19 protein-coding genes are annotated in these 23,000 nt (G+C 68.4%); 14 read left to right on the top strand and 5 right to left on the bottom strand.

All coding sequences use genetic code 11. The features are described from left to right. Window positions 1-311 precede the first annotated feature (311 nt). The gene (locus NGF19_RS10240; protein ID WP_252424237.1) at window positions 312-1,133 is read left to right on the top strand and encodes an eCIS core domain-containing protein; all 822 of its coding nucleotides are present in this window, start codon (window positions 312-314) and stop codon (window positions 1,131-1,133) included. Between the two features lie 48 nt (window positions 1,134-1,181). On the opposite strand, the gene NGF19_RS10235 is transcribed toward NGF19_RS10240, so the two are convergent. Next, entirely contained in the window at window positions 1,182-2,552 is a 1,371-nt protein-coding gene (locus NGF19_RS10235; protein WP_252424235.1) for a COG1470 family protein, read from the bottom strand. A 371-nt stretch (window positions 2,553-2,923) separates the two neighbouring features. Here NGF19_RS10235 and NGF19_RS10230 point away from each other — a divergent pair, with 371 nt between their 5' ends. The 4 genes from NGF19_RS10230 to NGF19_RS10215 all read left to right on the top strand — a co-directional run bounded on the left by NGF19_RS10230 (window position 2,924) and on the right by NGF19_RS10215 (window position 8,898). Next, the gene (locus tag NGF19_RS10230; protein ID WP_252424233.1) at window positions 2,924-3,493 is read left to right on the top strand and encodes a helix-turn-helix transcriptional regulator; all 570 of its coding nucleotides are present in this window, start codon (window positions 2,924-2,926) and stop codon (window positions 3,491-3,493) included. A 306-nt stretch (window positions 3,494-3,799) separates the two neighbouring features. Beyond that, entirely contained in the window at window positions 3,800-5,992 is a 2,193-nt protein-coding gene (locus NGF19_RS10225; protein ID WP_252424231.1) for a VWA domain-containing protein, read from the top strand. 6 nt (window positions 5,993-5,998) lie between these two features. Further along, entirely contained in the window at window positions 5,999-6,769 is a 771-nt protein-coding gene (locus NGF19_RS10220; protein WP_252424229.1) for a Pvc16 family protein, read from the top strand. After that, a complete protein-coding gene (locus NGF19_RS10215) occupies window positions 6,766-8,898 on the top strand; it encodes an AAA family ATPase (protein ID WP_252424227.1) in 2,133 nt (710 codons plus the stop codon). The genes NGF19_RS10220 and NGF19_RS10215 overlap by 4 nt, the downstream gene beginning before the upstream one ends. Window positions 8,899-9,005: 107 nt before the next feature. Here the strand turns inward: NGF19_RS10215 and NGF19_RS10210 are convergent, their stop codons facing one another. The 4 genes from NGF19_RS10210 to NGF19_RS10195 all read right to left on the bottom strand — a co-directional run bounded on the left by NGF19_RS10210 (window position 9,006) and on the right by NGF19_RS10195 (window position 14,742). Beyond that, window positions 9,006-9,323, bottom strand: a complete 318-nt coding sequence (locus NGF19_RS10210; protein WP_252424226.1) for a helix-turn-helix domain-containing protein — start codon at window positions 9,321-9,323, stop codon at window positions 9,006-9,008. Continuing rightward, complete coding sequence (locus tag NGF19_RS10205) at window positions 9,320-9,685, bottom strand: type II toxin-antitoxin system RelE/ParE family toxin (RefSeq protein ID WP_252424224.1); 366 nt, start codon at window positions 9,683-9,685, stop codon at window positions 9,320-9,322. The genes NGF19_RS10210 and NGF19_RS10205 overlap by 4 nt, the downstream gene beginning before the upstream one ends. A 371-nt stretch (window positions 9,686-10,056) precedes the next feature. After that, window positions 10,057-10,836, bottom strand: a complete 780-nt coding sequence (locus tag NGF19_RS10200) for a hypothetical protein (protein ID WP_252424222.1) — start codon at window positions 10,834-10,836, stop codon at window positions 10,057-10,059. An 18-nt stretch (window positions 10,837-10,854) separates the two neighbouring features. After that, window positions 10,855-14,742 carry a hypothetical protein gene (locus NGF19_RS10195; protein WP_252424220.1) on the bottom strand — a complete coding sequence of 1,296 codons (3,888 nt, stop codon included), beginning with the start codon at window positions 14,740-14,742 and terminating at the stop codon, window positions 10,855-10,857. A gap of 294 nt (window positions 14,743-15,036) precedes the next feature. Here NGF19_RS10195 and NGF19_RS10190 point away from each other — a divergent pair, with 294 nt between their 5' ends. The 9 genes from NGF19_RS10190 (at window position 15,037) to NGF19_RS10150 (ending at window position 22,996) form a co-directional block, all read left to right on the top strand. Then, a complete protein-coding gene (locus NGF19_RS10190; protein ID WP_252424218.1) occupies window positions 15,037-16,602 on the top strand; it encodes a phage tail sheath family protein in 1,566 nt (521 codons plus the stop codon). Between the two features lie 63 nt (window positions 16,603-16,665). After that, window positions 16,666-17,109: a phage tail protein gene (locus tag NGF19_RS10185; protein ID WP_252424216.1), complete on the top strand. Its 444-nt coding sequence runs from the start codon at window positions 16,666-16,668 to the stop codon at window positions 17,107-17,109. Then, window positions 17,109-17,549 (top strand): hypothetical protein, encoded by a 441-nt coding sequence (locus tag NGF19_RS10180; protein ID WP_252424214.1) that lies wholly within the window; start codon window positions 17,109-17,111, stop codon window positions 17,547-17,549. The genes NGF19_RS10185 and NGF19_RS10180 overlap by 1 nt, the downstream gene beginning before the upstream one ends. Then, entirely contained in the window at window positions 17,546-17,689 is a 144-nt protein-coding gene (locus NGF19_RS10175) for a DUF6760 family protein (protein ID WP_252424212.1), read from the top strand. Before NGF19_RS10180 ends, NGF19_RS10175 begins: the two co-directional genes overlap by 4 nt. A gap of 689 nt (window positions 17,690-18,378) precedes the next feature. Further along, window positions 18,379-19,482 carry a hypothetical protein gene (locus NGF19_RS10170; RefSeq protein ID WP_252424211.1) on the top strand — a complete coding sequence of 368 codons (1,104 nt, stop codon included), beginning with the start codon at window positions 18,379-18,381 and terminating at the stop codon, window positions 19,480-19,482. A 25-nt stretch (window positions 19,483-19,507) separates the two neighbouring features. After that, window positions 19,508-19,939: a phage tail protein gene (locus NGF19_RS10165; protein WP_252424210.1), complete on the top strand. Its 432-nt coding sequence runs from the start codon at window positions 19,508-19,510 to the stop codon at window positions 19,937-19,939. 3 nt (window positions 19,940-19,942) lie between these two features. After that, on the top strand, window positions 19,943-20,743 hold the full coding sequence (locus NGF19_RS10160) for a CIS tube protein (protein ID WP_252424209.1): 801 nt from the start codon (window positions 19,943-19,945) through the stop codon (window positions 20,741-20,743). A gap of 8 nt (window positions 20,744-20,751) precedes the next feature. After that, window positions 20,752-22,659 carry a VgrG-related protein gene (locus NGF19_RS10155; RefSeq protein WP_252424208.1) on the top strand — a complete coding sequence of 636 codons (1,908 nt, stop codon included), beginning with the start codon at window positions 20,752-20,754 and terminating at the stop codon, window positions 22,657-22,659. 61 nt (window positions 22,660-22,720) lie between these two features. After that, complete coding sequence (locus NGF19_RS10150; protein WP_252424207.1) at window positions 22,721-22,996, top strand: PAAR domain-containing protein; 276 nt, start codon at window positions 22,721-22,723, stop codon at window positions 22,994-22,996. The last annotated feature ends 4 nt before the right edge of the window (window positions 22,997-23,000 follow it).

The following is a 23,000-nucleotide window of genomic DNA, read 5'->3' as shown; positions in this document are numbered from 1 at the left end:
GGCGGGATCGGGGAACGGCTGCGTCATCGTGTCCTCCAGCCAGTCATCGTGGTGGCCCTGGCCTTGTCCCACGGGTACCCTGCCGCCGCACCGACACTCGCCCGCGGGGCGCCGCGCAGTGGTTCCAGGGTGCGTCCCAGGCGCAGTGGTTCCAGGGTGCTCCCCGGCCGTGCGGCGACGCGAGCGGATGCTGCCCGAAGGGGCAGGTCGCGCTGCCCCTCCCCGACGCGGGCAGGCCTGGACGGGAAGCGGCGCCGCCCGCGAGGCTTGACGCTCGAGGCGGACATCCGGCATTCCTCGGGGAGCGGCACATGCGCGCATACGACCACGGACAGGAACACGAGCACGAGGAGCCCGCGAAGGCGGCCCGGGAGACCTCCGATCCGGCGTCGGCGGAGCTTCCCCATCTGCTGAAGGCCGCCGCCACCGGGCGTACGGAGGTGATCGGCCGCTCCGGGATGAGCGCCCTGCAGCGGACGGTCGGCAACGCGGCCGTGGGCGCCGCGCTCCAGCGGGAGGCCGACCGGGAGCCGGAGCGGCGCGAGGAGCGGTCCAGCGTCCACGACGTGGTCTCGTCCGGTGGTGGTCAGCCGATGGACGCCGAGACCCGCGCGGACATGGAGGGACGGCTCGGCGCCGACTTCTCCTCCGTACGCGTGCACACCGGATCGGCGGCGCACGAGTCGGCGAAGGAGGTCGGCGCGCACGCCTACACGGTCGGCGACAACATCGTCTTCCAACGGGACAGTTACGACCCCTCCTCCCACCAGGGCCGTACCACGCTCGCCCATGAGCTGACCCATGTCATCCAGCAGCGCAGTGGCCCGGTCGACGGTACGGAGGCGCCGGGTGGGATCCGGGTGAGCGACCCGTCCGACCGCTTCGAGCAGGAGGCGTCGGCCAACGCCGAGCGGGTACTGGCCGCGCCCGCGCCCGCCGCGGATTCACCCTCGGCGCCCGTCTCGGAGTCGCCTCAGGCGGCCCCGTCGCCCGCTCCCGCCGCCGCTCCCGTGCAGCGCCAGGCCGCCGACGAGGACGAGGAACCGGCGGATGTGCAGGGGTCGTTCGTGCAGCGGGCCGCGGAAGGCGCGGGCAAGGAGGACGAAGAGGAGGAGTCCGCGCCTGAGACCTGACGAGGCTCTCGGGCGCGAACTCCCCCTGGTTCCACGGGGTTTCGTGGCTCAGCCGCCCGCCTCCGCGTTCGCCGAGATCTTGCCGCCGAGGAACAGGGACTCCGAACACTGGGACGGCGCCGGGGCCTTGACCGGCTTGCCCACCTGTCGGCAGCTCACGGCGAGGGTGATCCGGCCGCCCGCCCGTACCTGGATGGGCGTCACGAAGTGGTAGTCGGAGTCACGGAAGTTCTCCAGCGCCAGGTTGAGCAGTTGCCCGTCTCCGGTGGAGACCACCAGGGTGCCCGCGTCACCCTGCGGGTTCTGTACGACGATGTCCGTCAGTTCGAAGGTCTTGCCGCTCGGGACCGTGTACGCCGTCCGCCGGGTGTCGCCGCCGCCGACCGCGTCCTTGACCTGCACCCGGGCGCTCTCCGGCGCCGCGGGGCCGCCCGGCTCACCGGGCTTGGCGTTCCCGGCCGCGCCCGGGGACGGCGACGCGCCGCCGGGACCGGCCGTGCTTCCCTTCCCGCCGTCGCCGGTGTTCCCCTGGCCCTGTCCTTGGCCCTGGTCCTGCCCCTGGTCCTGTCCGTTCCGGCCACCGCCGTTCGGGGTGGCCTTCCCTTGCTGTGCGGCGGACTCGACGACCTCCGGGGTGACCGCCTCACGGGCCGCCGAGCGCACGGTGGGCCGCAGCACCGCGTACCAGAGCCCGACCAGTGCCCCCGCCACGAGCACCGCCGCGACGAGGGCGCGGGGAAGCCAACGCGGCAGGATGGCCTGCTGCTCGTAGGAGCCGTCCAGGACCACCGGCTCGTACGGGTCCTGCCCCTCCGGCACCCGGGGTGTGACCGCCACCTGGAAGGAGTGCGTGAGCGGGGTGCCGCGCCACAGCCGTTTGGCCGGACGCACGGTCAGGGTGGCGAACTTGGCCTGGCCGGGCGGGATTTCCAGCTCGGCGGGTTCGAAGGCGAGCCGTGAGCGTTCCGTCGCGCCCCGCGCGCTCAACGCGATCGTGACGGGCGTGTTGCCTCTGCTGTCCACGGCCACCTTGTGCCGCCCGCGCCACGCGCCGTGCGAACCGGGCGGTACGAGGTCCGAGGTGACCTCGGTGAACGGCCGTACGGTCACGCTGCGTTCGAGAACCACCGTCTCGCTGCCGTCAGTTGTCGGCACCACGCGCAGCCCGAGCGGTGTTTCCCCGGGCGCCGCCTGGGAGTTGCGGGGCGGGCGCAGCCTGACGGTGGCGTTGCCGGTCGCGCCCGGGTAGAGCGACAGGCTCTCCGGTTCCACCGTGGCCCAGTCGGCACACGGCCCGACCACCTCGAACCGGCACTCCTCAACGATGGTCCCCGAGTTGAGCACCCGCACCGCAAGCTCCGCCTCGCCGCCCGGCTCGACGGTGACGGAAGACTCGTCCAGGCTCGCCGAAACACTCATGCCGCGCACCGTATTGGCCGCCGCGACCCATCAGGACCGGCCACACAGGAACACTTTCGGGCAATGACGATGCCCTGGGTGACACGAACAATTCCCTTGGGGAAACAGGGGTATTAGTGTGGCCGATTGGCAAAGGGAGACCCAAGTGAATGAAACGTGATGATGTCCTCCCCACGTTCTCTTCATCTCTCCTCGGCGTTCTCCCTCGGTCTTGCCTGGCCTTCCTCGGTCTCGCTCGACCTTCCTCGGTCTTGCTTGGCCTTCCTCGATCTTCCTCGGTCGCCCGAAGAGAGAGAGCGGCGGTGTTACAGACGAACACAGAGCGGGTCACGGTGGCGCTTCGCGCCCAGGACCCCGTATCCCAGGCCGGAGTGTCCAGCCAGCTCCGCGCGCGACCCGAAGTCAAGGTCGTCGAATGGGACGAGGGGGACACACCACAGGTGGTGGTCGTCGTCCTCGATGTCCTCGATGACGACGCGCTACGCGTGTTGCGCCACATCCATCGGACCAGTACCGCGCGGGGGGTACTGGTCACCACCCACATCGACGAACAACAACTCGTGAACGCCGCCGAATGCGGCTTCGTCGGCATCGTCCGACGCTCCGAGGCGACGCCGGAACGCCTGGTGCAGGTGATCGGCTCCGTGGCGAAGGGCGAGGGCCGGGTGCCGCCCGACCTGCTGGGAAGCCTGCTCGAACAGGTCGGGCGACTCCAGGGACAAGTACTCGCGCCGCACGGGCTCAGCTTCACCGGCCTCTCGCCTCGCGAGATCGAGGTCCTGCGGCTGGTGGCCGAGGGGTACGACACGTCCGATATCGCCGTGAAGCTCTCGTACTCGGAGCGGACGATCAAAAACGTGCTGCATGCCGTGATGTCGCGACTCAATCTGCGTAATCGCTCGCATGCGGTGGCATATGCCTTGCGGCAAGGGCTGATATGAGGTCCCCGCGCGCATAGTTCACCGCCTGCCTCATAGGGCATTCGGTCCTTCCCGAAGGACTGGCTCGTCCCCGCTGCACCGCACGACGGCCATCGGCAAGGGTGGGAAACCAAGCGTGCCGATCGTGAGAGTCCGAAGCGGACCGATGAGGCCGGTCGTGAGTCCTGAGTGGGGTGTGCAGTGCGTTCAGCGCGTTCAGTGCATTCGATACGTTCTGTACGGGGATTTCGGCGCTTTCACCCATCTGACGGTGGCACGCGTTCTCACAGGTCCCGTATCGGCGTACTGGTTACCGCACTGCTCCTGGTGATCGGTGGCGCCGTCACGGGAGCCGCCGTGGGCGTACCGATCGCCGCTCCGCAGTCGCCGGTGACCCCCGCCGTGGTGGACGAGGCGCTCGCCCCGGGCGGCTCGCTCGCGGTCGACAAACGGGTCCGCACCCCCGTGGTGCCGCCCCGACCGGACGTCGTCCTGCTGGTCGACGGCACGGGCAGCATGCAGCCCACCATCGACAACGTCCAGGCCAACCTGAGCAGGATCACCGACCGGGTACGCCAGGAGCAGCCCGACTCCCGCTTCGCCGTGGCGACGTACGGGGACAAGATCGACGGGGACCGGGTGTTCACGGTGCTCCAGGGGCTCACGGACGACCTGGACGCCGTACAGAGGGGCGTCGACGGTCTCACCGCCGACCGCGGTGAGTACAGTCCGGGTCCTGCGGAGGACTGGATCAACGCCTTGTGGCAGATCGGCAACGGGGCCGGCGGGCAGACCGTCTTCCGGGAGGGCGCGAGCCCCGTCGTGGTCCTCGTCGGCGACGCCTCAAGTCACGATCCCAGCATGGACCACAGCCTCACCGACGCCATCGACGTCCTGAAGGACGCGGGGGTACGGGTGATCGGCGTGGATGTGACGACCGACCTCGGCGACGGGCTGAACGGCAACGGGGACAACGGCAACGGCCCCGCACAGAACCGGGAACCGACCCACGACCCCGACCAGGCGACCAAGGTCGTCGAGGCCACCGGCGGCAAGCTGTTCCAGAACATCGACGCGGACCAGGTCGCGGACACCGTCGCCCAGGGGCTGACCAATCTGCCCACCAATGTCAGCCATGAGACGGTCAGTTGCGATCCCGCCCTCTCCGTCACCCTCAACCCGCCGAGCCGACGGGTGACGAGCGGAGAGACCGCCGCCTTCACCGAGACGATCAAGGTGGCGGACGACGCCCCGCAGGGCATGGCGTTGAGCTGCACGGTCCAGTTCCTGCTGGACGGCAAGCCACCGAGCGGGCAGACGCCGGTCGATGTGACGCCCGGCCGGGAGTTCCGGGGGGATGCGACGCCCGGCCGGGAGTTCCGTGCGGACGGTACCCATAGCAGGGGGCTCATCGGCGGAGTGCTCGGTGGGCCGAGGAGTGGGTCCAACGGCGGGGACCTCGGCGGGCCGGTCGACGGCGGCGGTGCTTCCCGCAGCGGCGACCGGAGCGCACGTGTCATCGGTGGTGTGACCACCGGTGGCGGCAGTGGTGACGCGGGAGTTGCCGATGACCCCGCCCCCGGGAGCTATCAGCAGCGCATCACCATCACCGTCAAGGACGTGGCCGCACCCGTCGTCACGGTCGACGATCGCACCGTCGAAGCCAGCGGCGCCAACGGCGTCGTCATCGACTTCACCGCCACCGCCGAGGACGCGGTCGACGGCACGCTGCCGGTCACCTGCGACCCGGCTTCCGGTTCCCGCTTCCCCGTCGGTACCACCGAGGTCACGTGCACCGCCACCGACGCGTCCGGCAACACGGGCACCGACACGGCTGTATTCACGGTCGCCCCACCCCCTGTACCCAACGAGGCGGACCTCGCCGTCACCGCGACCGTGTCCCCTGTACCCAACTACACCGGACTGACGACACGGGTGGGCCTCACCCTCACCAACGCGGGCCCGAAGACGGCCAAACATGTGGTTCTGACGACGAGTTGGCCGCGCGGCAAGAGCACAGGCAAGCGCACGCTGACCGCCCTGTCGAACTGCACGCGGGCGAAGCCCTGCACCATCGCTCCCGGTGGTCGCGTCACCGTCACCCAAAGTGCCGTGTACGACAGCGCGGTGAGCGGAGAGGTACGCGCCTCGGTCACCGGCTCGCCCCGTGACCCGCGTCTCGCGAACAACACCGCGACGACCCGTATCCGTGTGCTGCAGCCGAAGTTGACCGTCACACCGCAGGTGGCCAGGCCCGGCGACGTGGTGCTGGCGCGCGGCAAGGACTTCCCGCCCGGACGCGCGGTGACGCTCAGTTGGCGGCCGGGCATCACGGCGGCACAGTCGACCGTACGGGTCGGCGGGGACGGTACCTTCGAGGCGCAGGTGCTGGTGCTGCGCAAGGACCAGCTCGGACCGCGTACGCTCCGTGTCGACGTACGGGGCCTGAAGCGGCTCACGAAGCCGGTGCTGATCGTGCAACGCAGCCTTCAGCCGCCCGACTTCGCGGGTCAGAGGTGATGGCACGTGATCCACGAGGTCGACGATGCGCTGCGCACGATGTTCCGGACGGATGCCCTGGCGGGCGGTCAGGTGGCGGTGGTCTTCGACGCGCCGACCCGCGACTGGGCCGCGAAGGTCAACGCCCCCACGGTCAACCTGTACTTGTACGACATCCGTGAGGACATGCGGCGCCGTGAACGCGGTCTGCTCAACGAGTACGACGAGCAGGGCGGCATCGTGGCCCGGCGCCGCCCGCCCCGTTACTTCAAGCTGTCGTATCTCATCACCGCCTGGACCAAGCGCCCCGAAGACGAACACCGCCTGCTCTCCTCGCTCTTGGCGTGCCTGCTGCGGTACGAGGCACTGCCTGCCGAGCAACTGACCGGCACCTTGGGGGAGTTAGGCGTCTCCGTCCCCATGACGGTCGCGCTGCCGCCGCCCGAGGACCGGTCGTTCGCCGACGTCTGGAGCGCGCTCGGCGGCGAACTCAAGCCGTCGCTGGACCTGGTGGTGAGCGTGCCGGTCACCGAGTCGCCGGTCTATCCGGCGGGACCGCGCGTCGACGAGGAGGGGATCCAGCTCGGCTTCGGCGAGATGCCCCCGGACCGGTCGTCGTCTGCGGACCGCCCCACTCAGCGGATGCCCGGCGGCGCCAATCTGCCGGTGTACGGGGCGCGTAGGGGCGGCATCGCGTCGCGTGTGGCGGAGGAGAGACCGAAGTCCTCGGAGCGTCCTGAGCCTCCGGGGGCTACGGGTTCCACGGGTTCTGCGGAGTCTACGGAGACTACGGAATGACGTATCCCTCGGACCCTTCTGCCTTCTCCCCGGGTCTGCGCCACCTCCTCGATCGGACGATCCTCGTCGAACAGCGGGTACGACGTGCGGTGCACGCCCGGCAACTCACGGACCCGGCCCCGGACGACGCGTTCCGCGGGCTGTACTTGAGCGACGAGACGATACAGCGCCTACTGGACTCCGGTCCCCGTTCCCTCGCCCGCACCGCTCCCGACGAAACGGACGCGGCGTTCAAGGAAGAAGCGGAGTCACGCGCGGACGAGGCGGAAGCGGCGGGGCACGCGGTCCAACTCCGCATGCTGGCAGGGGGCTTCGAGCTCACTCCACTGGACATCGAGATCCTGCTGATCGCACTGCTCCCGGACCTGGACGACCGATTCGAGCAGTTCTACGGCTACTTGAACGACGACGTCACCCGCCGCCGACCCACGACCGGTCTCGCGCTCGGCCTGTGCGGTCTGTCCGCGGCCGACGCGGCAGCCAGGGCACGGCTGTCGCCGCAGGCTCCGCTGCGCTCCGGGGGCCTTCTGCTGGTGGAGGAGCAGGACCGCCCCTTCCTCGCCCGCGCGCTCCGCGTCCCCGACCGGGTCACCGCCCATCTCCTCGGCGACGACACCCCCGATCCCCGCATCGTGGACCTGCTGACACCCGGACAGGACATCGCGGATGTCGGAGACCCCGCCCCCCTCTCCCGCGCCCTCGCCGCCGGGGTCCCGCTCACTTACCTCCGCGAGGAACAGGGCGGCGCGGGGACGGCGCTCGCCGCGTCCGCTCTGGCCCGCGCGGGCCAGAGCGTCCTGGGCGTCGACCTCGACCGCCTGGCCCATGACCCGCACCCCGCCGAGGCCGTACGCGTTCTCGCGCGCGAAGCCAGGCTCACCGCCTCGGGGTTGGTGTGCGCACCGCTCGACGCGCTGACACGGGAGCCCGACAAGGGGGAGATCATCCGCCTGGTGACGGACGTGTCCGTCCCCACGGTCCTGGTGGGCAGGGTGCCGTGGGACGCGGCGTGGTCGTCCCGCCCTCCCTTGCTCCTGCACGCTCCCCGCGTGGAACCGACGACACGGGCCACGCTCTGGACGAAGGCGTACCCGGTACCCACCCCCCAGGACCAGGACCTGAATCCGGACCTGAATCCGGACCTGGACCTGACCCATCTCCTGTCCCCCTTCCTGCTCGCACCGGACCAGATCGTCAGAGCCGCCCAGGGCGCTGCCCAAGCCGCGATGTTGGACGGCGGCACGCTTCACGCGGACCACATACGCGCAGGTGCCCGTGCGCAGAACGCGGCGGGACTCGACCGCCTGGCGCGCCGTATAGAGCCGGCGGTGACGTGGTCCGACCTCGTCCTCCCTCCGGACACGCTCACCCAACTCCGCGAACTCACCGCGCGCGCCCGGCATCGCGACCGGGTCCTGGGCGAGTGGGGCATGCGGCCGGGTGGTGGCCGGGGCAGGGGTGTGAGCGCCCTGTTCGCGGGTGATTCGGGTACGGGCAAGACGATGTCGGCCGAAGTGATCGCCGCGGACCTGGGGTTGGACCTCTACACGGTCGATCTGGCCACGGTCATCGACAAGTACGTGGGCGAGACCGAGAAGAACCTCGAGCGGATCTTCTCCGAGGCGGCCGGCATCAACGGTGTACTGCTCTTCGACGAGGCGGATGCCATCTTCGGCAAACGCTCGGAGGTGAAGGACGCGCACGATCGGTACGCGAACGTCGAGAGCGCGTATCTCCTCCAGCGGATGGAGACCTTCGACGGCCTGGCGATCCTCGCGACCAACCTCCGCGCCAACCTGGACGACGCCTTCACCCGCCGCCTGGACCTGGTCATCGACTTCCCCGTGCCCGATGCCACCCAACGCCGCGCCCTGTGGGACCGCTGCCTGGGCCCCGCCCTCCCCCGCACCGCGGACCTGGACCTGGACTTCTGCGCGAACTCCTTCGAACTGGCGGGCGGCAACATCCGCTCGGTGGCGGTGACGGCCGCCTACTTGGCCGCGGAGTCAGGCACGCCGGTCACGATGGCGGACCTGATCCACGCGATCCAACGGGAATACCAGAAGCTGGGCCGCCTGACACTGGCTTCGGAGTTCGGGCCGTACATGTCCCTTCTCGCCACGGACTGAGGTCAGTCCCGGCCCAGCCGTCCAGCGGACGAACCGGGGGCTCTCATGAGGACGCCGAACGGGCCACTCAGCGAGCCCGGAGTCTCGGCATGTCCCCCTGACTCACATCACGCCACGACAACCCGCGTGCCGTTGAAATTCGCGACAATCTCCAACTGCCCCCCAAGGGCGGCGATGTAGGCGGCGATCGTCCCTACTTCCGCAGCAGTCGTCTTCCCCCGCTCGATCGCCGACACCCGCTCCTGTCGCACATGCATACGGGCGGCAACCTCGCCCTGCGTAAGACCGAGCTGCCTTCGCATCTCGGCCAGCCGATGCGCACGAGCCTCGGCCACCATGCGCTGAGCGCCGCTGTGGATTGCATCGAGGTCCTCCGCGTCGAAGACCTCGCGCTTGACGTCATCCCAAGCGTGAAACTCTGTCATTCCTCTCCCTCCTCCTGCCGCCGCGCCAGATGATCCAGCCACTCGGCATAGCGGGCCTCTGCTACTGGGATCGCCCACTGGTACCACCGGGACCACTGTCCTGCCTTGTCTCCCGCGACCAGGAGAACCGCGTTGCGCTGAGGGTCGAAAGCGAACAAGACGCGGACCTCGCTGGCCCTGCTCGATCCCGGCCGTAGTTCTTTGAGGTTATGCAGCTCGGCTCCCTTGAGCCGATCGACCAGGGGCCGCCCCAGAGCGGGACCCTCTTCAACGAGAGCCTGGATGGCCTGACCGACAAGCCGGGCAGTCATACGGTCGTCCTTCCTCAACCGATGGAGCCAGTCACAAACCTCGCTGGTCATCTCAAGGCACCAGGGCATGACGCCTCACCATGTAGTACGTGTACATACTAGTACCCTGATGTACTACCCGCCTGTCGAGCGCAAGAACGGCTCAGCAGACGCTCAATCGGGTGACGCCGATTTGGGCGCCTCCAGATGGACCTGACGCCTCCCGGACGCCCTGCGGCGGGGAGATAGCGAGCAGGATCACAGACGGGGTGTCCACTTCCAGACTGAATCAGCTAAGGGCTGTCCCGTAATCCCTGACGGGCGCGCGACGACGGCTACGGCACCTCGCCGCGTTGTCGGAACGCCCGAATACGTCCAGCATTCGGGCGTCCCTCCGCCTTGCGATGCACCGCATCCGACGCCGCGCGCTGATCCGCCAGGGATTACGGGACAGCGCTTACTATCTCGGCTACACGGCCGAATAGGTTCCGGGTCACATATTCCCTCAGGTCTGCCTCGTGAGCAGCGAACAGTGCCGCTCCCTCCTCGCCTCCAGACAGGTTCGAGACCTGATCGGCAAGATGCGGAAAGACAGAACCCAACAGCCGCGCCTGGTATTCGTCCATGGTGGTCGCGGTAGAGCTAGCCGAACCCGGCCTCAAGGGCTCAGCCATCGACGCACCCTCGGGGATCTCATCGTAGAGAATGTCAAATTCAGTCAGCAGGTCGGGGATATCACGGTGCAGGTTGTCCTCCTCCCGCCTCACGGAGACCTTGTGGGCGACCGTCACCCAGATGGGAAGCGTATGGGATGGATTATGACATCTCTCTACGACGGCCAGGTTAACAAATCGAGCAACCGCGATCTCGGGAGCAGGAAGACGGTCTCGCAAGCCTGTCAGGTCGGCCAGAAATTCGAGGAAGCTGCTTGCGCTCAGGGACCGCTTCCGCCCAATGAACACGGAGAGCCAATTCCTCGCCAGCATCGTCTGGTTGGGCAGGTAATACTTCCCGTCACGAACCGACCAGGAGTCCAATCGAGTGGCATCAGTGACGATTCGGCGGATCTGATCTACGTGCAAACTCGTACCGAGCATCGAAAACGTATTTCCTCCCTCCATCTCACCGGACAGCGCCTCCCGATAATCCCCCGCAATCGCGTCTAGGGAGTCATGGATGAGACCTTCACATCGAGCCGCAGGCGTGGAATCACCGGGAAACATAGATCAGACACCCCCAGACTAGATCCTCGTCATCACAACGAGGAATTCAATCAACTTCGACCTGAGATGTTCTTTCCCTATCTGTTTCACGATCTCCGAGAGCGCCTTCCCTTCGAAGTCTTCGTACCGGCTCCTCACCATGCCGATCTCCTTGTCGGTCACTTCCCGGCTCGGGTGATGACCTGTCACGAGGTCGGCAAGCGTCCTGTCCTTGGGATGCTTCAGGTTCCCCTCGGCGTCTCTCGCCTCACTGGCGGTCCCTCCCCCTGTCATGGGTGCTCTTTTGAAGAAGTTGTCATCCGGGTCGTCGTCGTTCAGGAGCAGCATGTTCGTTACATGAGCTATTCCGTTGCGCTGCGCCTCTGCAATCATGGAGGCAAGGAACATGGTGCCCTGCCCTGGTCCCGTGCCTCCTCCATACGCCACCTCTATCGCGATACTTCGCATAGTCGAGGAACTCATGGGATGCTTTGTGTATTGATAGTCGTCGATGAGGCCGCGCGTGGGGTCACCAAGATCAGGTCCGCCTGAAGGTGCTCTAGGTATCACCCGCTTACTTGAAACATAGACTCTCCCTTGGAAGCTTCCGCGATTGTCATCAACGCCACGGATCCCGCTCGACGTCCTGTCGGGAACGATGTAGTTGTACTGATGATCGACGAAATATTCTCCATGGGCGAAACCGAATACATTCCCTTTGAACATCTGGACATCGGCCTCAGCAGGGAGGACGGCCGCGGAAGCTCCCGCATAGCCCTCCATCGCCCGATGCAGCATTCCATCCAGTCTCTGCTGCTTGTCCGCTTGCTCTTCTGGGGCCCGGTCAGCCGACTTTCGATCCCTGAGCGTCTGATCTCGTACTGTTCTCAAGGCATCGTAGATGATTCGGTTCAACACGATATCCGGAAGATCCAACTCATCGTAGGACTTCAGATCGGTTCGCGAGTATTTACTACCTATCTCCACGAGATCGGCAGCCATGTCACGCAGCACTTGTTCGGCTTCCGAAGCGCGATTCGTTTCACTCTTGGTACTGACCTTCAGCTTCTGGATCTTGGGCTGGTAATTCCCAATGAACGCCCTGAGGTCGCGTGCGGCATTCTCATGACGCGAAGCCTGCTCCGGATCAGTGACAGAACTCTTGAGAGACTCCTCGGACGCGAGAGCTCTCTCTGCCTTGCTCATAAGGTTGTCCGGCGTGCTGCTTGCCATGACAAGCCGGACTCGACCGCGCTCTATCGTTGCGGTGATAGTGTGCGGATGCCCGCTCATGGCGAAGCTTGTAGAGGCACTCGCCTTCCCGGGCTTTCCCTCTCCTCTTTTCCCTGACTCCTCCTTCCTCTTCTTTCCCTTGATCTTTGACCAGATCTTCCGGCCAAGCTGCGCGATCTTGGTGGCGATCTTGTCGATGGCCCGGTTGACCGGGCGGGAGACCTTCTGGAAGACCTGTTTGATCTTGTTGGCCAGGCCGCCTATGCCCAGGAGTGAGGCCAGGAGGCCGATCAGTAGGGGGATGCTTGCTGCCAGGGCTGTTTCGACCATCTTGGGGACGCCTGCTGAGCCGCCGTTGGCTATTGCCACGACCGCGTCCAGGACCGCGTTGACGAACTGCACTATCTGGGCGCCCTGGTTCACTATGAACGTGACTATGTCGATGATTCCCTTGACGGCGCGGACGAAGGCCGAGGCCGGGTTGAGGAGGGAGAGGATCCAGGTGATGCCCGCGATGATGACCGTGGGGATCAAGTAGGACTTGAGGTCGGACAAGATCGTGGACTTCAGGTCGCCTACCTCGGCGGAGATCTCCTTGGTCGCGCCCGCCGGGCCCTCCGCTGCCAGGGCCTTGGCCACCGGGACGGACTGTTCGACCGTGTTCATCGCCTGGTCGGGGACGCCCTTGCGGACGATGCGGGCGCGGATGTTCGCCCAGGTCAGGCCCAGGAGCGAGCCGATCAACTGGATGATGCCCTTGAGGTCGAAGCGGCTCGGGATCTCGATGCCCGCCTTCACCGCCGTGCCCAACAGCCAGGAGACCAGGCCTGTTTCGAGGTGGGTGGCGATGTTCGAGATGAACTGGTGGAGGCCCGCTCCCACCGCCTGGACCAGCTTGCCCAGGAAGCCGATGGGGTCCTTGATGATCTTCGCGATCGCGGCTGCGGCCTTCGCCAGAATGCCCAACAGGAGGTTCGTGAGCCTCTTGATGGTGTTGATGACGTCCTTGACCGCATCAACTGCCTTCTGGACAAGGCCCTTGTTGGCCTCCTGTAGCTTCTTGATCTCCTCGTCGACGGCGTTCAGGGCCTGGGTGTACTTCTGCGCCAGGGTCTGCACGAGTTGCTTTGATTTGTCGTTGACCTCCGACTCGAGGTCGTTGAACTTGCCCGCGAAGTCCTTGGCCGCCTCCTGCCCGTACTTCTTCAGGTCTGCGGGGAGCTTGTCGACCTCCGCCTTCAGCTCGGAACGGCCCTTGGCGATCCGGGCCTTGGCCTTGCCCAGTTCCGTGCCGATCGTGTCGGCGATGGACGAGATCACGCCCTGCATCAGACGTACGTAGAGCTTGCGGGACTCCTGGAAGAGGTCGTTCGCTTCCTTCGGCATTCCCAGCAGCTTGTCCTTGGCCCATTTGGCCGGACCCAAGAAGCCGCCGTAGCGCTTGCTCTTGTACTGGTTCATGCGACGCTTCTGGTCGGTGTTGAACGCGTCGCGGGCCTTCTTCTCGCCCTCGGTGAACTGCTTGTCGACCTTGCCGTCCAGGCTCTTCAGGATTCCTTCGACGTCCTTCTGCGTGGCGTCGAAGACCTTCTGGAGCTTGCCGGTGACCTCCGCCCGCTTCTGCTCGTCCTTCGACTTGGCCTCGCCCTTGCCGCCGTCCACCCGCTTGCCCGCCGCATGGCGGGTCGCCGTCAGGGAGTTCATCGCCTGCGCGCCGGCCGCGGCGGCGCCCGCCTTCGCGGATGCCAGGTGTGCCTTCTCCCCGGCCCGCGCCTGGGCGGGAGCGGTCGCCGAGTGCTGTTCCGCCTTGTGCTTCTCCCCCAACGCGGCCTTGAAGTCAGGCTCGTTGCTCTTCGCCAACTGCTCTTCGGTGACGTCGGCTTCCGCCATCTCGTGGTCGGTCTTCTTCGGTCCTTCGGAGAAGTCTGTGACCTGGGGCGGCTGTTGCTGCGGCGTCGCGTCGGCGGCGCTCGGCGCACCCGGATTCGCCGGAGACTGGTCCGGCTGCATCGGGGTGACCTGCTTCTCCTTGGCCTTGGAGGTGTCGGGAGCGGCCTTCGTCGTGGTCTCGATGTCCTTGGCCGAGGCTTCTTTGCCGTCCGTGACCTTGCCGTCGACCGCGCCCTTGACCTTCTCGGCCTTGCCGGAGTCGGCGAACTTGTCCGCCTCTTCAAGGTTCTTGGGCGCCTGCGCGGCGATCGCCTCGTTGACCGCCGCGATGAACGCGGCCTTGTCGAACTCGCCGGGCTTGGCCGCGTTCATCTTCTCCGCGTTGGCCGCCTTGCCCTGCGCCTCCTTGTCATCGGGCGGAGCCTTCGCCGCGTCCTGGGCCGCACGGGACTCGGCGGTCGCCGGATGGTGCTGGGCCAACTTCTGCTTCTTGGCGGCGATGTCGGCGGTGACCCTGCGCATCCCGGGCGCCTGCGACGGCGGCGGCTTCACGGGAGCCGTGTAGCGCTGCGCCACGAGCCGGGAGACGGCCGCGTTGCCCGCCGCGCCCTGGAGGTGGCGCAGGCTCTGGAGACTCAACCCCCGCCCGGAGGGAGGAGGGACGGGGGTGCGCGACGGTGCGAGGGTGGCTTCCGTGACGTGCGCGGGCGCGGTGCTTCCGTCCTGCTGCGGCGCCTTCTGTACCGCCTTCTCCGAGGCGTTGCGCGCTACCTTCTGCGGCACCTTCTCCTGGGACGCCTTCACCGCACCACCCGCTCGGCCTCTCGGCGTCGGGGTGGCGGCGGTGGCGGCAGAGGCGTCCGCAGCATGCTCCTCAGGGTGCCGGGTCCACCCCGGGCGCGCCCGAGACCGGACGTGAAGCGGTGAGGGCAGCCGGATGTGCCCGATAGGGAAAGGACCTCAACTGCCCTTCGGGCATGGAGTCCTGTACATCAGTACGACCGAAAGCTCTTCTTCGCTGGTCGGCCGCGCGGGAACAATCGCTCTCGTTTCCCCGATCAAGGATCAAGTCCCCGGTCAAGGGTCAAGGAGAGTGGCATGCCGTCGTACCTGTCCCCGGGCGTCTACGTCGAAGAGGTGGAATCCGGGTCACGGCCGATCGAGGGGGTCGGGACCTCCGTCGCCGCCTTCATCGGTTTCGCGCAGAAGGGCCCGTTCAACGAGCCGACGCTGATCACCAACTGGACGCAGTTCACCACCGTGTTCGGTGACTTCGTCGAGGGGACCTATCTCGCCTCGTCCGTCTACGGGTACTTCGCCAACGGCGGCGGGATCTGTTACGTCATCCGCATCGGCGGCGCGGCAGGGGATCAGGGCGACGCAAGTACGGGAGCCGCGGAGGAAGGTGCCGCGGGGCCTACGGCGCGACTCGGGCCGTATGTCGTCAAGATGTTGCCCGGTGTCACCGGGGAGGTCACCGTCGAGGTCGCCGACCCCGAGGGCGAGGATCCGCCGCAGGACGTCTTCTCGCTGGTCGTGAAGCGGGACGGGGTGGTCGCCGAGACGTACCCGTCCGTGACCACCAAGCGCAGCAAGGACAATGTGGCCACCCAGGTCAGGGCTCGCTCCCAGCTCATCCGGCTGGAGGAGTCCGGCAAGGGGGCCGCGCCCGCGCGTCCCGACGCACAGTCGGTGACGCTGGCCGCGGCGCCCGCGGCCGGGTCGGACGCGGGGGCCGTCGCGGTGCCCACCGCCCTGTCGACGGACGCGTACGTCGGCGACCCCGACCGGCGCACCGGGTTCGGCGGTCTGGAGGCCGTCGAAGAGGTCACCATGGTGGCCGTGCCCGACCTGATGAGCGCCTTCCAGCGCGGGGCGTTGGACCTGGAGACGGTCATCTCGGTGCAGCGCGGGCTGATCACCCACTGCGAGGCGATGGGCGACCGGATCGCCATCCTCGATCCCCCGCCCGGCCTGAGTCCCCGTCAGATCAAGTCCTGGCGTGAGGAGACGACCGGGTTCGACTCCAAGTACGCGACGCTGTACTACCCGTGGATCAAGGTGTTCGACCCGGCCGTGGGCCGCGACGCCTTCGCACCCCCGAGCGGGCACGTAGCGGGTGTCTGGGCGCGCAACGACGAGACGCGCGGCGTGCACAAGGCGCCGGCGAACGAAGTCCTGCGTGGCGCGGTCGGGTTGCAGACTCAGATCACCAAGGGCGAGCACGACCTCCTCAACCCCGTCGGACTCAACTGCATCCGTGCCTTCCCCGGTCGCGGCATCCGAGTATGGGGCGCACGCACGCTCGCTGACGACCCGTCATGGCGCTACCTCAACGTGCGGCGGCTCTTCAACTACCTGGAGGAGTCGATCCTCGCGGGCACCCAGTGGGTGGTCTTCGAGCCCAACGACGACGCGTTGTGGGCCCGTATCCGGCGCACCATCTCGGCGTTCCTGGTCAACGAGTGGCGCAAGGGCGCCCTGTTCGGGCTGACCCCGGACGAGGCCTTCTATGTGAAGTGCGACCGCGAGACCAACCCTCCGGAGTCCATCGAGGCCGGTCAGGTCATTTGCGAGGTCGGCGTGGCACCGGTCAAGCCGGCGGAGTTCGTGGTGTTCCGGCTCGCGCAGCTCTCGGCCGGGTCGGGCGGGGTCGACGAGTGACGGTGAGTGCTGCGAGAGCCCTTCCGACGAACGGATTCGACGAACGGATTGTAGGAGGCTTGCATGCCGCTCCCCGAGCTCGACAGTTCCGTGGGACATTCCTTCGGCCTTGAGTTCGACAGCGTCCTCATCAAGCAGATCACCGAGGTCAGCGGTCTGAAGATGGAGCAGGACGTCATCGAGTTGAAGCAGAACACGGCCGACGGCAAGTACGCGATCAAGAAGTTGCCGGGCCGCCCCAAGGCCGGTGAGGTCACCGTCACCCGTGGTCTGACCGAGGACAACAGCTTCGAACGGTGGATCAAGGACTCACGGTTCGGGAAGATGGTCAACGCCCGCCGCAACGGCTCGATCATCGTCTACGACTACGAGGGCCTCCCGATCAAGCGCTACAAGCTGATCAACGCATGGCCCAAGTCGCTGGAGATCAGCACCCTCAAGGCGGGGGACACCTCCGTGCTGACGGAGAAGCTGTCGATCACGTACGAAAGCGTGGAACTCGACTGATGCGGCGTACGATCGCGGCGTCCGCGCAGACCGGCACGGACACGGACCACGGCGGGGCGGTCGACACGCTGCGCACCGAGTTCCCCTTCGAGTTGCCGCGCGGATACGTGGACGACTCGGGGACCGTGCACCGCAGCGGGGTCATGCGGCTGGCGACCGCCCGCGACGAACTCGTGCCGCTGCGGGACGACCGGGTCCGGGAGAACTCTGCCTACCTGTCCGTGGTGTTGATCTCGCGGGTGATCGTGCGCCTCGGTGCGATCGAGGACGTCCACCCCGGCATCGTCGAGGATCTCTTCGCCTCCGACCTCGCCTTCCTCCAGGACTTCTACCGCCGGATCAACGCCGAGGGGCACACGCGTGCCGCGGTCACCTGCCCCTCGTGCCAGGAGAACTTCGCGGTGGATCTGTCCGGTGGTGGTCGCCTGGGGGAATCATGACGTACGCGACCGACCGCATCCATGAGGAAGTCGCGTACCTCGCCTACCACTTCCACTGGTCTCTCGACCAGATCCTCGACCTCGAACACCCGGACCGGCTGCGGTATGTGCAGTACGTCGCCCGGCTGAACGAGCGGTGACGCGGATGGGATGGCTGTCCTGGCTCACCGGCGGGCACGGGCGCGGGCGCGATGACGGTGCACAGAGCGCCTCGGAGGCGACCGACCCGCCTGCGGGCGCGGCCGGTTGGCGGGACGTGCCGCCGTTGCAGCGTACGGTGGGCGCTCCCGATCTGGTGACCGACCCGGCGAAGTTCCAAGGCTCCCTGGGTACTTGGCAGGACGCGTCGTTCTTCACGCCGCTCGGCCATCTGGTGAGCCCGCAGGCACCATCGGGCCTGGGCCATGGGCTCGTGGCCCCGAGCACGCCACCCGGGGCGCCGACGGTGAGCCGTGAGGTGGGGCCGGACAGCCGGGGGGCGGTGCGTGGGCGGCAGGCGAGCGGTGGAGCACGGCTTCCCGTCGTTCCGTTGCAACGGGCCGTGGAAGCCGGGGAGTTCGGCGGTCAGCCCGCCGTACCCGATGTCGTACATGACGACGTACGTGACGACGTACCTGGCATCAGGAACACAGCCGCTCCGCTGATTTCGGCCCCGCCTGCGGACATGCCCTTGCGTCGGTTGGAGCGGGTGTCGGTCGAAGGGGCTGGGTCCGGTGCACGTACGGACCACTCGCCCCCTCCCCCGTCCGTACCCTCGTCGTCCGCCGCGCCGCCGCTCCCGCGGGCCACGGAGACCGCACGTCCGCACGGCTTCGGCCTGGGGGAGCCGTTGACCGCGCTGCCGCCCACCGCCCAGCGCACACCCGCCGCGAGCACCAGTGGGCCCCTGCCGCCGGACGCGCCCGAGCCCGCACCGCCCGCGGAGACGCCGTCCCGGCCGCTGCTCGCCGACGATCCGCTCGTCGTACGTACCGGGGACACCGGCCCGGCGCCCGAGCCGAAGCCACAGCCCATGGTCTCCGCCCCGCCCGTGCCGATCCAGCGGGCCACCGCCGCAGGAACGCCGATGACACCCGAACCAACCCCGGCGGCAGGGCCGTTGGTGCCGCTCGTCGCACAGCGGTCGGTGCCGCTCTTCTCCGGGGCGGTGCCTTCGGGGAGCACGCCGGGGGCCACGGCCGAGCCGCGCGTCGTACCGCTTCGGTGGTCGTCCGCGCCCGATGACGGCCCGGCCGCGACCTCAACGACGACGCCGGCCGCAGAGGGGCGCACCCCGGTGCCGTCCGCTCAGCGTGCCGTCTCGCCGCCGCCCGCTCCCGCACCGGCCACTCCCCCGCCGATCCCCACACGGGCACCCGGCGCCCTCACCTCCACGTCCCGCCCCATGCCGGACGCCGGTGCGGTCGCCGTCGCCGCCGGAGTGGCCCAGCGCATGGCCGACGGCTCGGTGGTGTTCCGCCCACCGTCCGTAGCCCCCACGACACCCACGGCACCCACAGCGCCCACAGCGCCCACAGCACCTGCATCACCCGTATCGCCCCCATCGACCGTGCGCCCCGTACCGTCGTACGGTCCGTCGTCGGCCCCGACGGCGCTCCCCCCGCCCGTCCAGCGCCTCCCGTTCGCCCCGTCGCCCGGGGTCGTCCAGCGTGACGCGGCTGCTTCCGACCCGCCTCCCCCGGACCCTCCCGAGCCACCCGACCCGCCCGAACCGCCGAGTCCGTCCCCCGAGCCCGTCCCGGAGGAACCCGACCCCGCCGCCCCCTCCGCCGCGCCGGTTCAGGACCCGGCGTCCGGCGCCCCCGGAAGCGGCCCGCCGAAGGTGGACGACGAGCTGGTCCGCGCCCTGTTCGCGCCGCTCAGTCGGCTGCTCAAGGCGGAGCTGCGGCTGGACCGGGAGCGGGCTGGTCATCTGATCGACACCCGGCACTGACGCGTGCGGAGAGAGGGGGTACGGCATGTCCGTGACCGATGAACCGGCGGTCAGCGTGTGCTTCGTCGTCACCGTGGACGGCATCGAGTTGGGCTCGTTCAACACCTGTGAGGGCCTGGGCTGCGAGGTGGTGCTCGAACAGCGTGAGGAGGGCGGCAACAACGGCCATCTGTGGCAGTTGCCCACCCGGCTGAAGTACCCGAACATCAAGCTGTCCAGGCCACTGACCCGGGACACCGAGAAGGTGGCCAAGTGGTTCGCGAGCATGACCACCGGGATCAAGCGCAGGACGGCGCACATCGAGGCGCGTACCGGTGACGGGCGCAAGGTGGCGCAGTGGGGGCTGCTGGAGGTGGTGCCGGTGCGGTGGTCGGGTCCGGCGTTCAACCCGGAGTCCCCCAAGGTCGCGACGGAGACCATCGAGATCGCTCATCACGGCTATGTGATGGAGGGCTGAGCGGTGAGTTCACCGGTGGCGTTCAGCGCGGCGAACGCGGGGCGCGGCGCCGTCCAAGGGGGCGGTGCACGGCCGAAGTTGGAGCACGCGTACCTGGAGCTGCGTACCCCGCCGCCGGGTGGCGGGCTGACGCCGGGCGCGGCGTGCGGGCGGATCGACTTCCAGTTCAATCCGAAGGAGCTGTCGCTGGCCAAGTCGGCGGCCTGGAAGCGGACTCCGGCCAAGGGGGCGAAGAGCGCGGGGCCGCCCGAGTACCAGGGGCCGCAGCCCAGCAAGCTCACGGTGGAGATGTTCTTCGACGCGAGCGACACGCACGACACCAGTGTGGTGACCGCGGTGGAGAAGCTGTTCGCGTGCTGTGTGCCGACGAGCGAGACACGGCAGCAGCAGCGGGCGTCGCCGCCGTGGGTGGTCTTCCACTGGGGCGGGCTCACCGGGTTCCCCGGTTACGTCAGTCAAGTCCAGGCGAAGTACACCCTGTTCACCACCTCGGGCGTGCCGATCCGGGCGGTGTGCCAGGTGACGATGGAGGAGATCACCGGGGAGACGCCGGGGCAGAACCCGACGTCGGGAGCGTTGCACGCGCGCCGGGTGCACCGGGTGCGCGCCGGGGACACGTTGGCGTCGCTGGCCTGGCGCGAGTACGGCGACCCTGCGGCCTGGCGGACGATCGCGGAGGCGAACGGGATCGATGATCCGATGCGCCTGCCCGAGGGGCGGGAGCTGTTGCTTCCCGCCTTGGACGAGGTGGAACGCGACGGCAAGGGCGATGGCGGCGGCCATGGTCACGACGGGGGGCGGTGAGGCCGGTCATGGTCGGTCAGAGTGTCGCCAAGACCCTGGTCGTGGAGTTCGACGGCCGCCCGCTGACGCCCGCCCAGGCGAACACCCTGGTCGAAGGGTATGTGGACGACAGCCGTACGTTGCCGGACCTGTTCGTGCTGCGCTTCCGTGATCCGAGCCGGGTGCTGTTGGAGCAGACGGGCGTGCGGATCGGCACCCGGGTGCGGCTGCTGGCCGCCGCCGGTGGTGGTCCCTCGCCGCGTCCGCTGTTCACCGGGAGTGTGACGGCGCTGGAGGTGGAGATCGACGACATGGGAACCTTCACGGTAGTGCGGGGGCTGGACGAGTCGTACCGCCTCTTCCGTGGCCGTCGGGTGGCCGGTTACCAGAACATGACGCTCGCCGACATCTGTGTACAGGTGGCGCGGCGGGCGGGGTTGAAGCCGGGCACGATGGAGGTGGCGGGTCCGGTCCTGGAGCATGTGGCCCAACCCAACATCAGTGACTGGGAGTTCCTGCGCGTGCTGGTCGAGGAGGCGGGCGCGCAGCTTCATGTGACCGATGGTCAGTTGCATGTCGTGAAGCCCACGGGGGCGAGTGCCGCGCCGGACACGTCCGCGTGGGCCGACCGTGATCCGCTGGTGCTGGAGATGGGTGCCAACCTGTTGCGCTGTCGGGCCGGGGTGTCGGCCGCCGAGCAGGTGTCGGCGGTCGAGGTGCGGGGGTGGGACGTACGGGCCAAGCAGCCGTTGATCGGCCGGGCCGACGCGGGTGAGGCGGCGACGCTGGAGCTGGGGGTGACGGCGGCCGAGGTGGCGCGGCCGTTCGGCGAGGCGGACTTCGTGGTGTCGGACGCGCCGTACGACAACCAGGCCCGGGTGGATCAGGCGGCGAAGTCGCTCGCGGCGCGGATCGCCGGGTCGTTCGCCGAGTTGGAGGCGGTGATCCGGGGCAATCCGGAGGTGCGGGCGGGTGGTGCGGTCACGCTGGCCGGGGTGGGCGCGCCCTTCGAGGGGCGGTACACGGTGACGTCCTCGCGGCATGTGTTCGATCCGATGCGTGGCTACGAGACCTGGGTGACGGTCTCGGGGCAGCAGGAGCGTTCGCTGTACGGGCTGACCGGCGGCGGCTCGGGGAGCAACGGCGGTGCGGCCGGGCGGTGTTCGGGTTTGGCGAACGGCACGGTGACGGACACCAAGGACCCGGAGGGGCTCGGCCGGGTGAAGGTGCGGTTCCCGTGGCTGTCCGACGAGTACGCGAGCGACTGGGCGCGGACGGCGCAGTCGGGTGGGACCGGTGGCGGTGAGGCGTTCATCCCCGAGGTCGGGGACGAGGTGCTGGTCGGGTTCGAACAGGGCCGTCTGGACCGCCCGTATGTGCTCGCCGGTCTCCACAACGGGCAGGACAAGCCGGGGCAGAGCGGCGGTTCGGCGCAGGCCGGTGGTGAGGGTGGCGCGGGGGACGGTCAGGAGGCCGCGGCCGTCGACCCGACGAGCGGGGCCGTCAACAAGCGCGCGTTCGGTTCGAAGGGCGGCAACAAGCTGGAGTTGCTGGACGCGGCGAACGGCCCGCAGGGCGTACGGCTGGTGACGGGCGACGGCAAGCTGAAGATCGACCTCGATCGCAAGGGCACCACCATCGTGGTGCACAGCGACGGCACGGTGGAGATCGAGGCGAAGGAGCAGGTCTCGATCAAGGCGGGCAGCGGGGTCGCGCTGGACGCGGGCGAGGGCACCTTGGAGTTGACCGGTGACGCGGTGAAGCTCACCTCTCGCACCGGGGTCCAGGTGGACGGCGGCAGCGGTGAGGTGAAGCTGTCCACGGGCGGCGCGGTGGAGGTGCGCGGCGACCGGGTGGCGGTGGGCAGCACCACGCGCACCGAACTCAAGGGCGGCAGCACGCTGACCGTCAACGCGCCTCTCGTACGCATCAATTGACGAGCAACGCAGGCAACGGCACGGCACGGAACGGGTCAGGACCAGTCAGGGGGCACAGCACATGCCAGCAGCCGCACGCGTCGGCGATCCCACCGGGCATCCGGGGGTGATCGGCCCGCCCGGAGAGCCCACGGTGCTGATCGGCGGGCAGCCCGCGGCGACGGTGGGCACCGCACACCAGTGCTCCTCGCCCGCCGCGCACGCCCCGTCCGCCCTTGCCCCGCCCGGCAGTTCGAGTGTGCTCATCGGTGGCCGACCGGCCGCCCGGGTCGGCGATACGGCGGGCTGTGGTGCGCCGATCACGTCCGGGTGCCCGAGCGTGCAGATCGGAGGCTGAGGGC

The organism is Streptomyces macrolidinus (assembly GCF_023887685.1).
Classification (GTDB): domain Bacteria; phylum Actinomycetota; class Actinomycetes; order Streptomycetales; family Streptomycetaceae; genus Streptomyces; species Streptomyces macrolidinus.
Note: the sequence above shows the minus strand (reverse complement) of the source record. Positions and strands in the feature narration are given on the sequence as shown.

What these genes read in the sequence shown, in the direction of transcription:
- NGF19_RS10165 (WP_252424210.1), top strand. Translation starts at nt 19,508, where the DNA reads ATGTCCGTGACCGATGAACCGGCGGTCAGCGTGTGCTTCGTCGTCACC.
- NGF19_RS10235 (WP_252424235.1), bottom strand. Translation starts at nt 2,552, where the DNA reads ATGAGTGTTTCGGCGAGCCTGGACGAGTCTTCCGTCACCGTCGAGCCG.
- NGF19_RS10150 (WP_252424207.1), top strand. Translation starts at nt 22,721, where the DNA reads ATGCCAGCAGCCGCACGCGTCGGCGATCCCACCGGGCATCCGGGGGTG.
- NGF19_RS10175 (WP_252424212.1), top strand. Translation starts at nt 17,546, where the DNA reads ATGACGTACGCGACCGACCGCATCCATGAGGAAGTCGCGTACCTCGCC.
- NGF19_RS10155 (WP_252424208.1), top strand. Translation starts at nt 20,752, where the DNA reads ATGGTCGGTCAGAGTGTCGCCAAGACCCTGGTCGTGGAGTTCGACGGC.
- NGF19_RS10210 (WP_252424226.1), bottom strand. Translation starts at nt 9,323, where the DNA reads ATGACAGAGTTTCACGCTTGGGATGACGTCAAGCGCGAGGTCTTCGAC.
- NGF19_RS10185 (WP_252424216.1), top strand. Translation starts at nt 16,666, where the DNA reads ATGCCGCTCCCCGAGCTCGACAGTTCCGTGGGACATTCCTTCGGCCTT.
- NGF19_RS10190 (WP_252424218.1), top strand. Translation starts at nt 15,037, where the DNA reads ATGCCGTCGTACCTGTCCCCGGGCGTCTACGTCGAAGAGGTGGAATCC.
- NGF19_RS10240 (WP_252424237.1), top strand. Translation starts at nt 312, where the DNA reads ATGCGCGCATACGACCACGGACAGGAACACGAGCACGAGGAGCCCGCG.
- NGF19_RS10200 (WP_252424222.1), bottom strand. Translation starts at nt 10,836, where the DNA reads ATGTTTCCCGGTGATTCCACGCCTGCGGCTCGATGTGAAGGTCTCATC.
- NGF19_RS10215 (WP_252424227.1), top strand. Translation starts at nt 6,766, where the DNA reads ATGACGTATCCCTCGGACCCTTCTGCCTTCTCCCCGGGTCTGCGCCAC.
- NGF19_RS10180 (WP_252424214.1), top strand. Translation starts at nt 17,109, where the DNA reads ATGCGGCGTACGATCGCGGCGTCCGCGCAGACCGGCACGGACACGGAC.
- NGF19_RS10205 (WP_252424224.1), bottom strand. Translation starts at nt 9,685, where the DNA reads ATGACCAGCGAGGTTTGTGACTGGCTCCATCGGTTGAGGAAGGACGAC.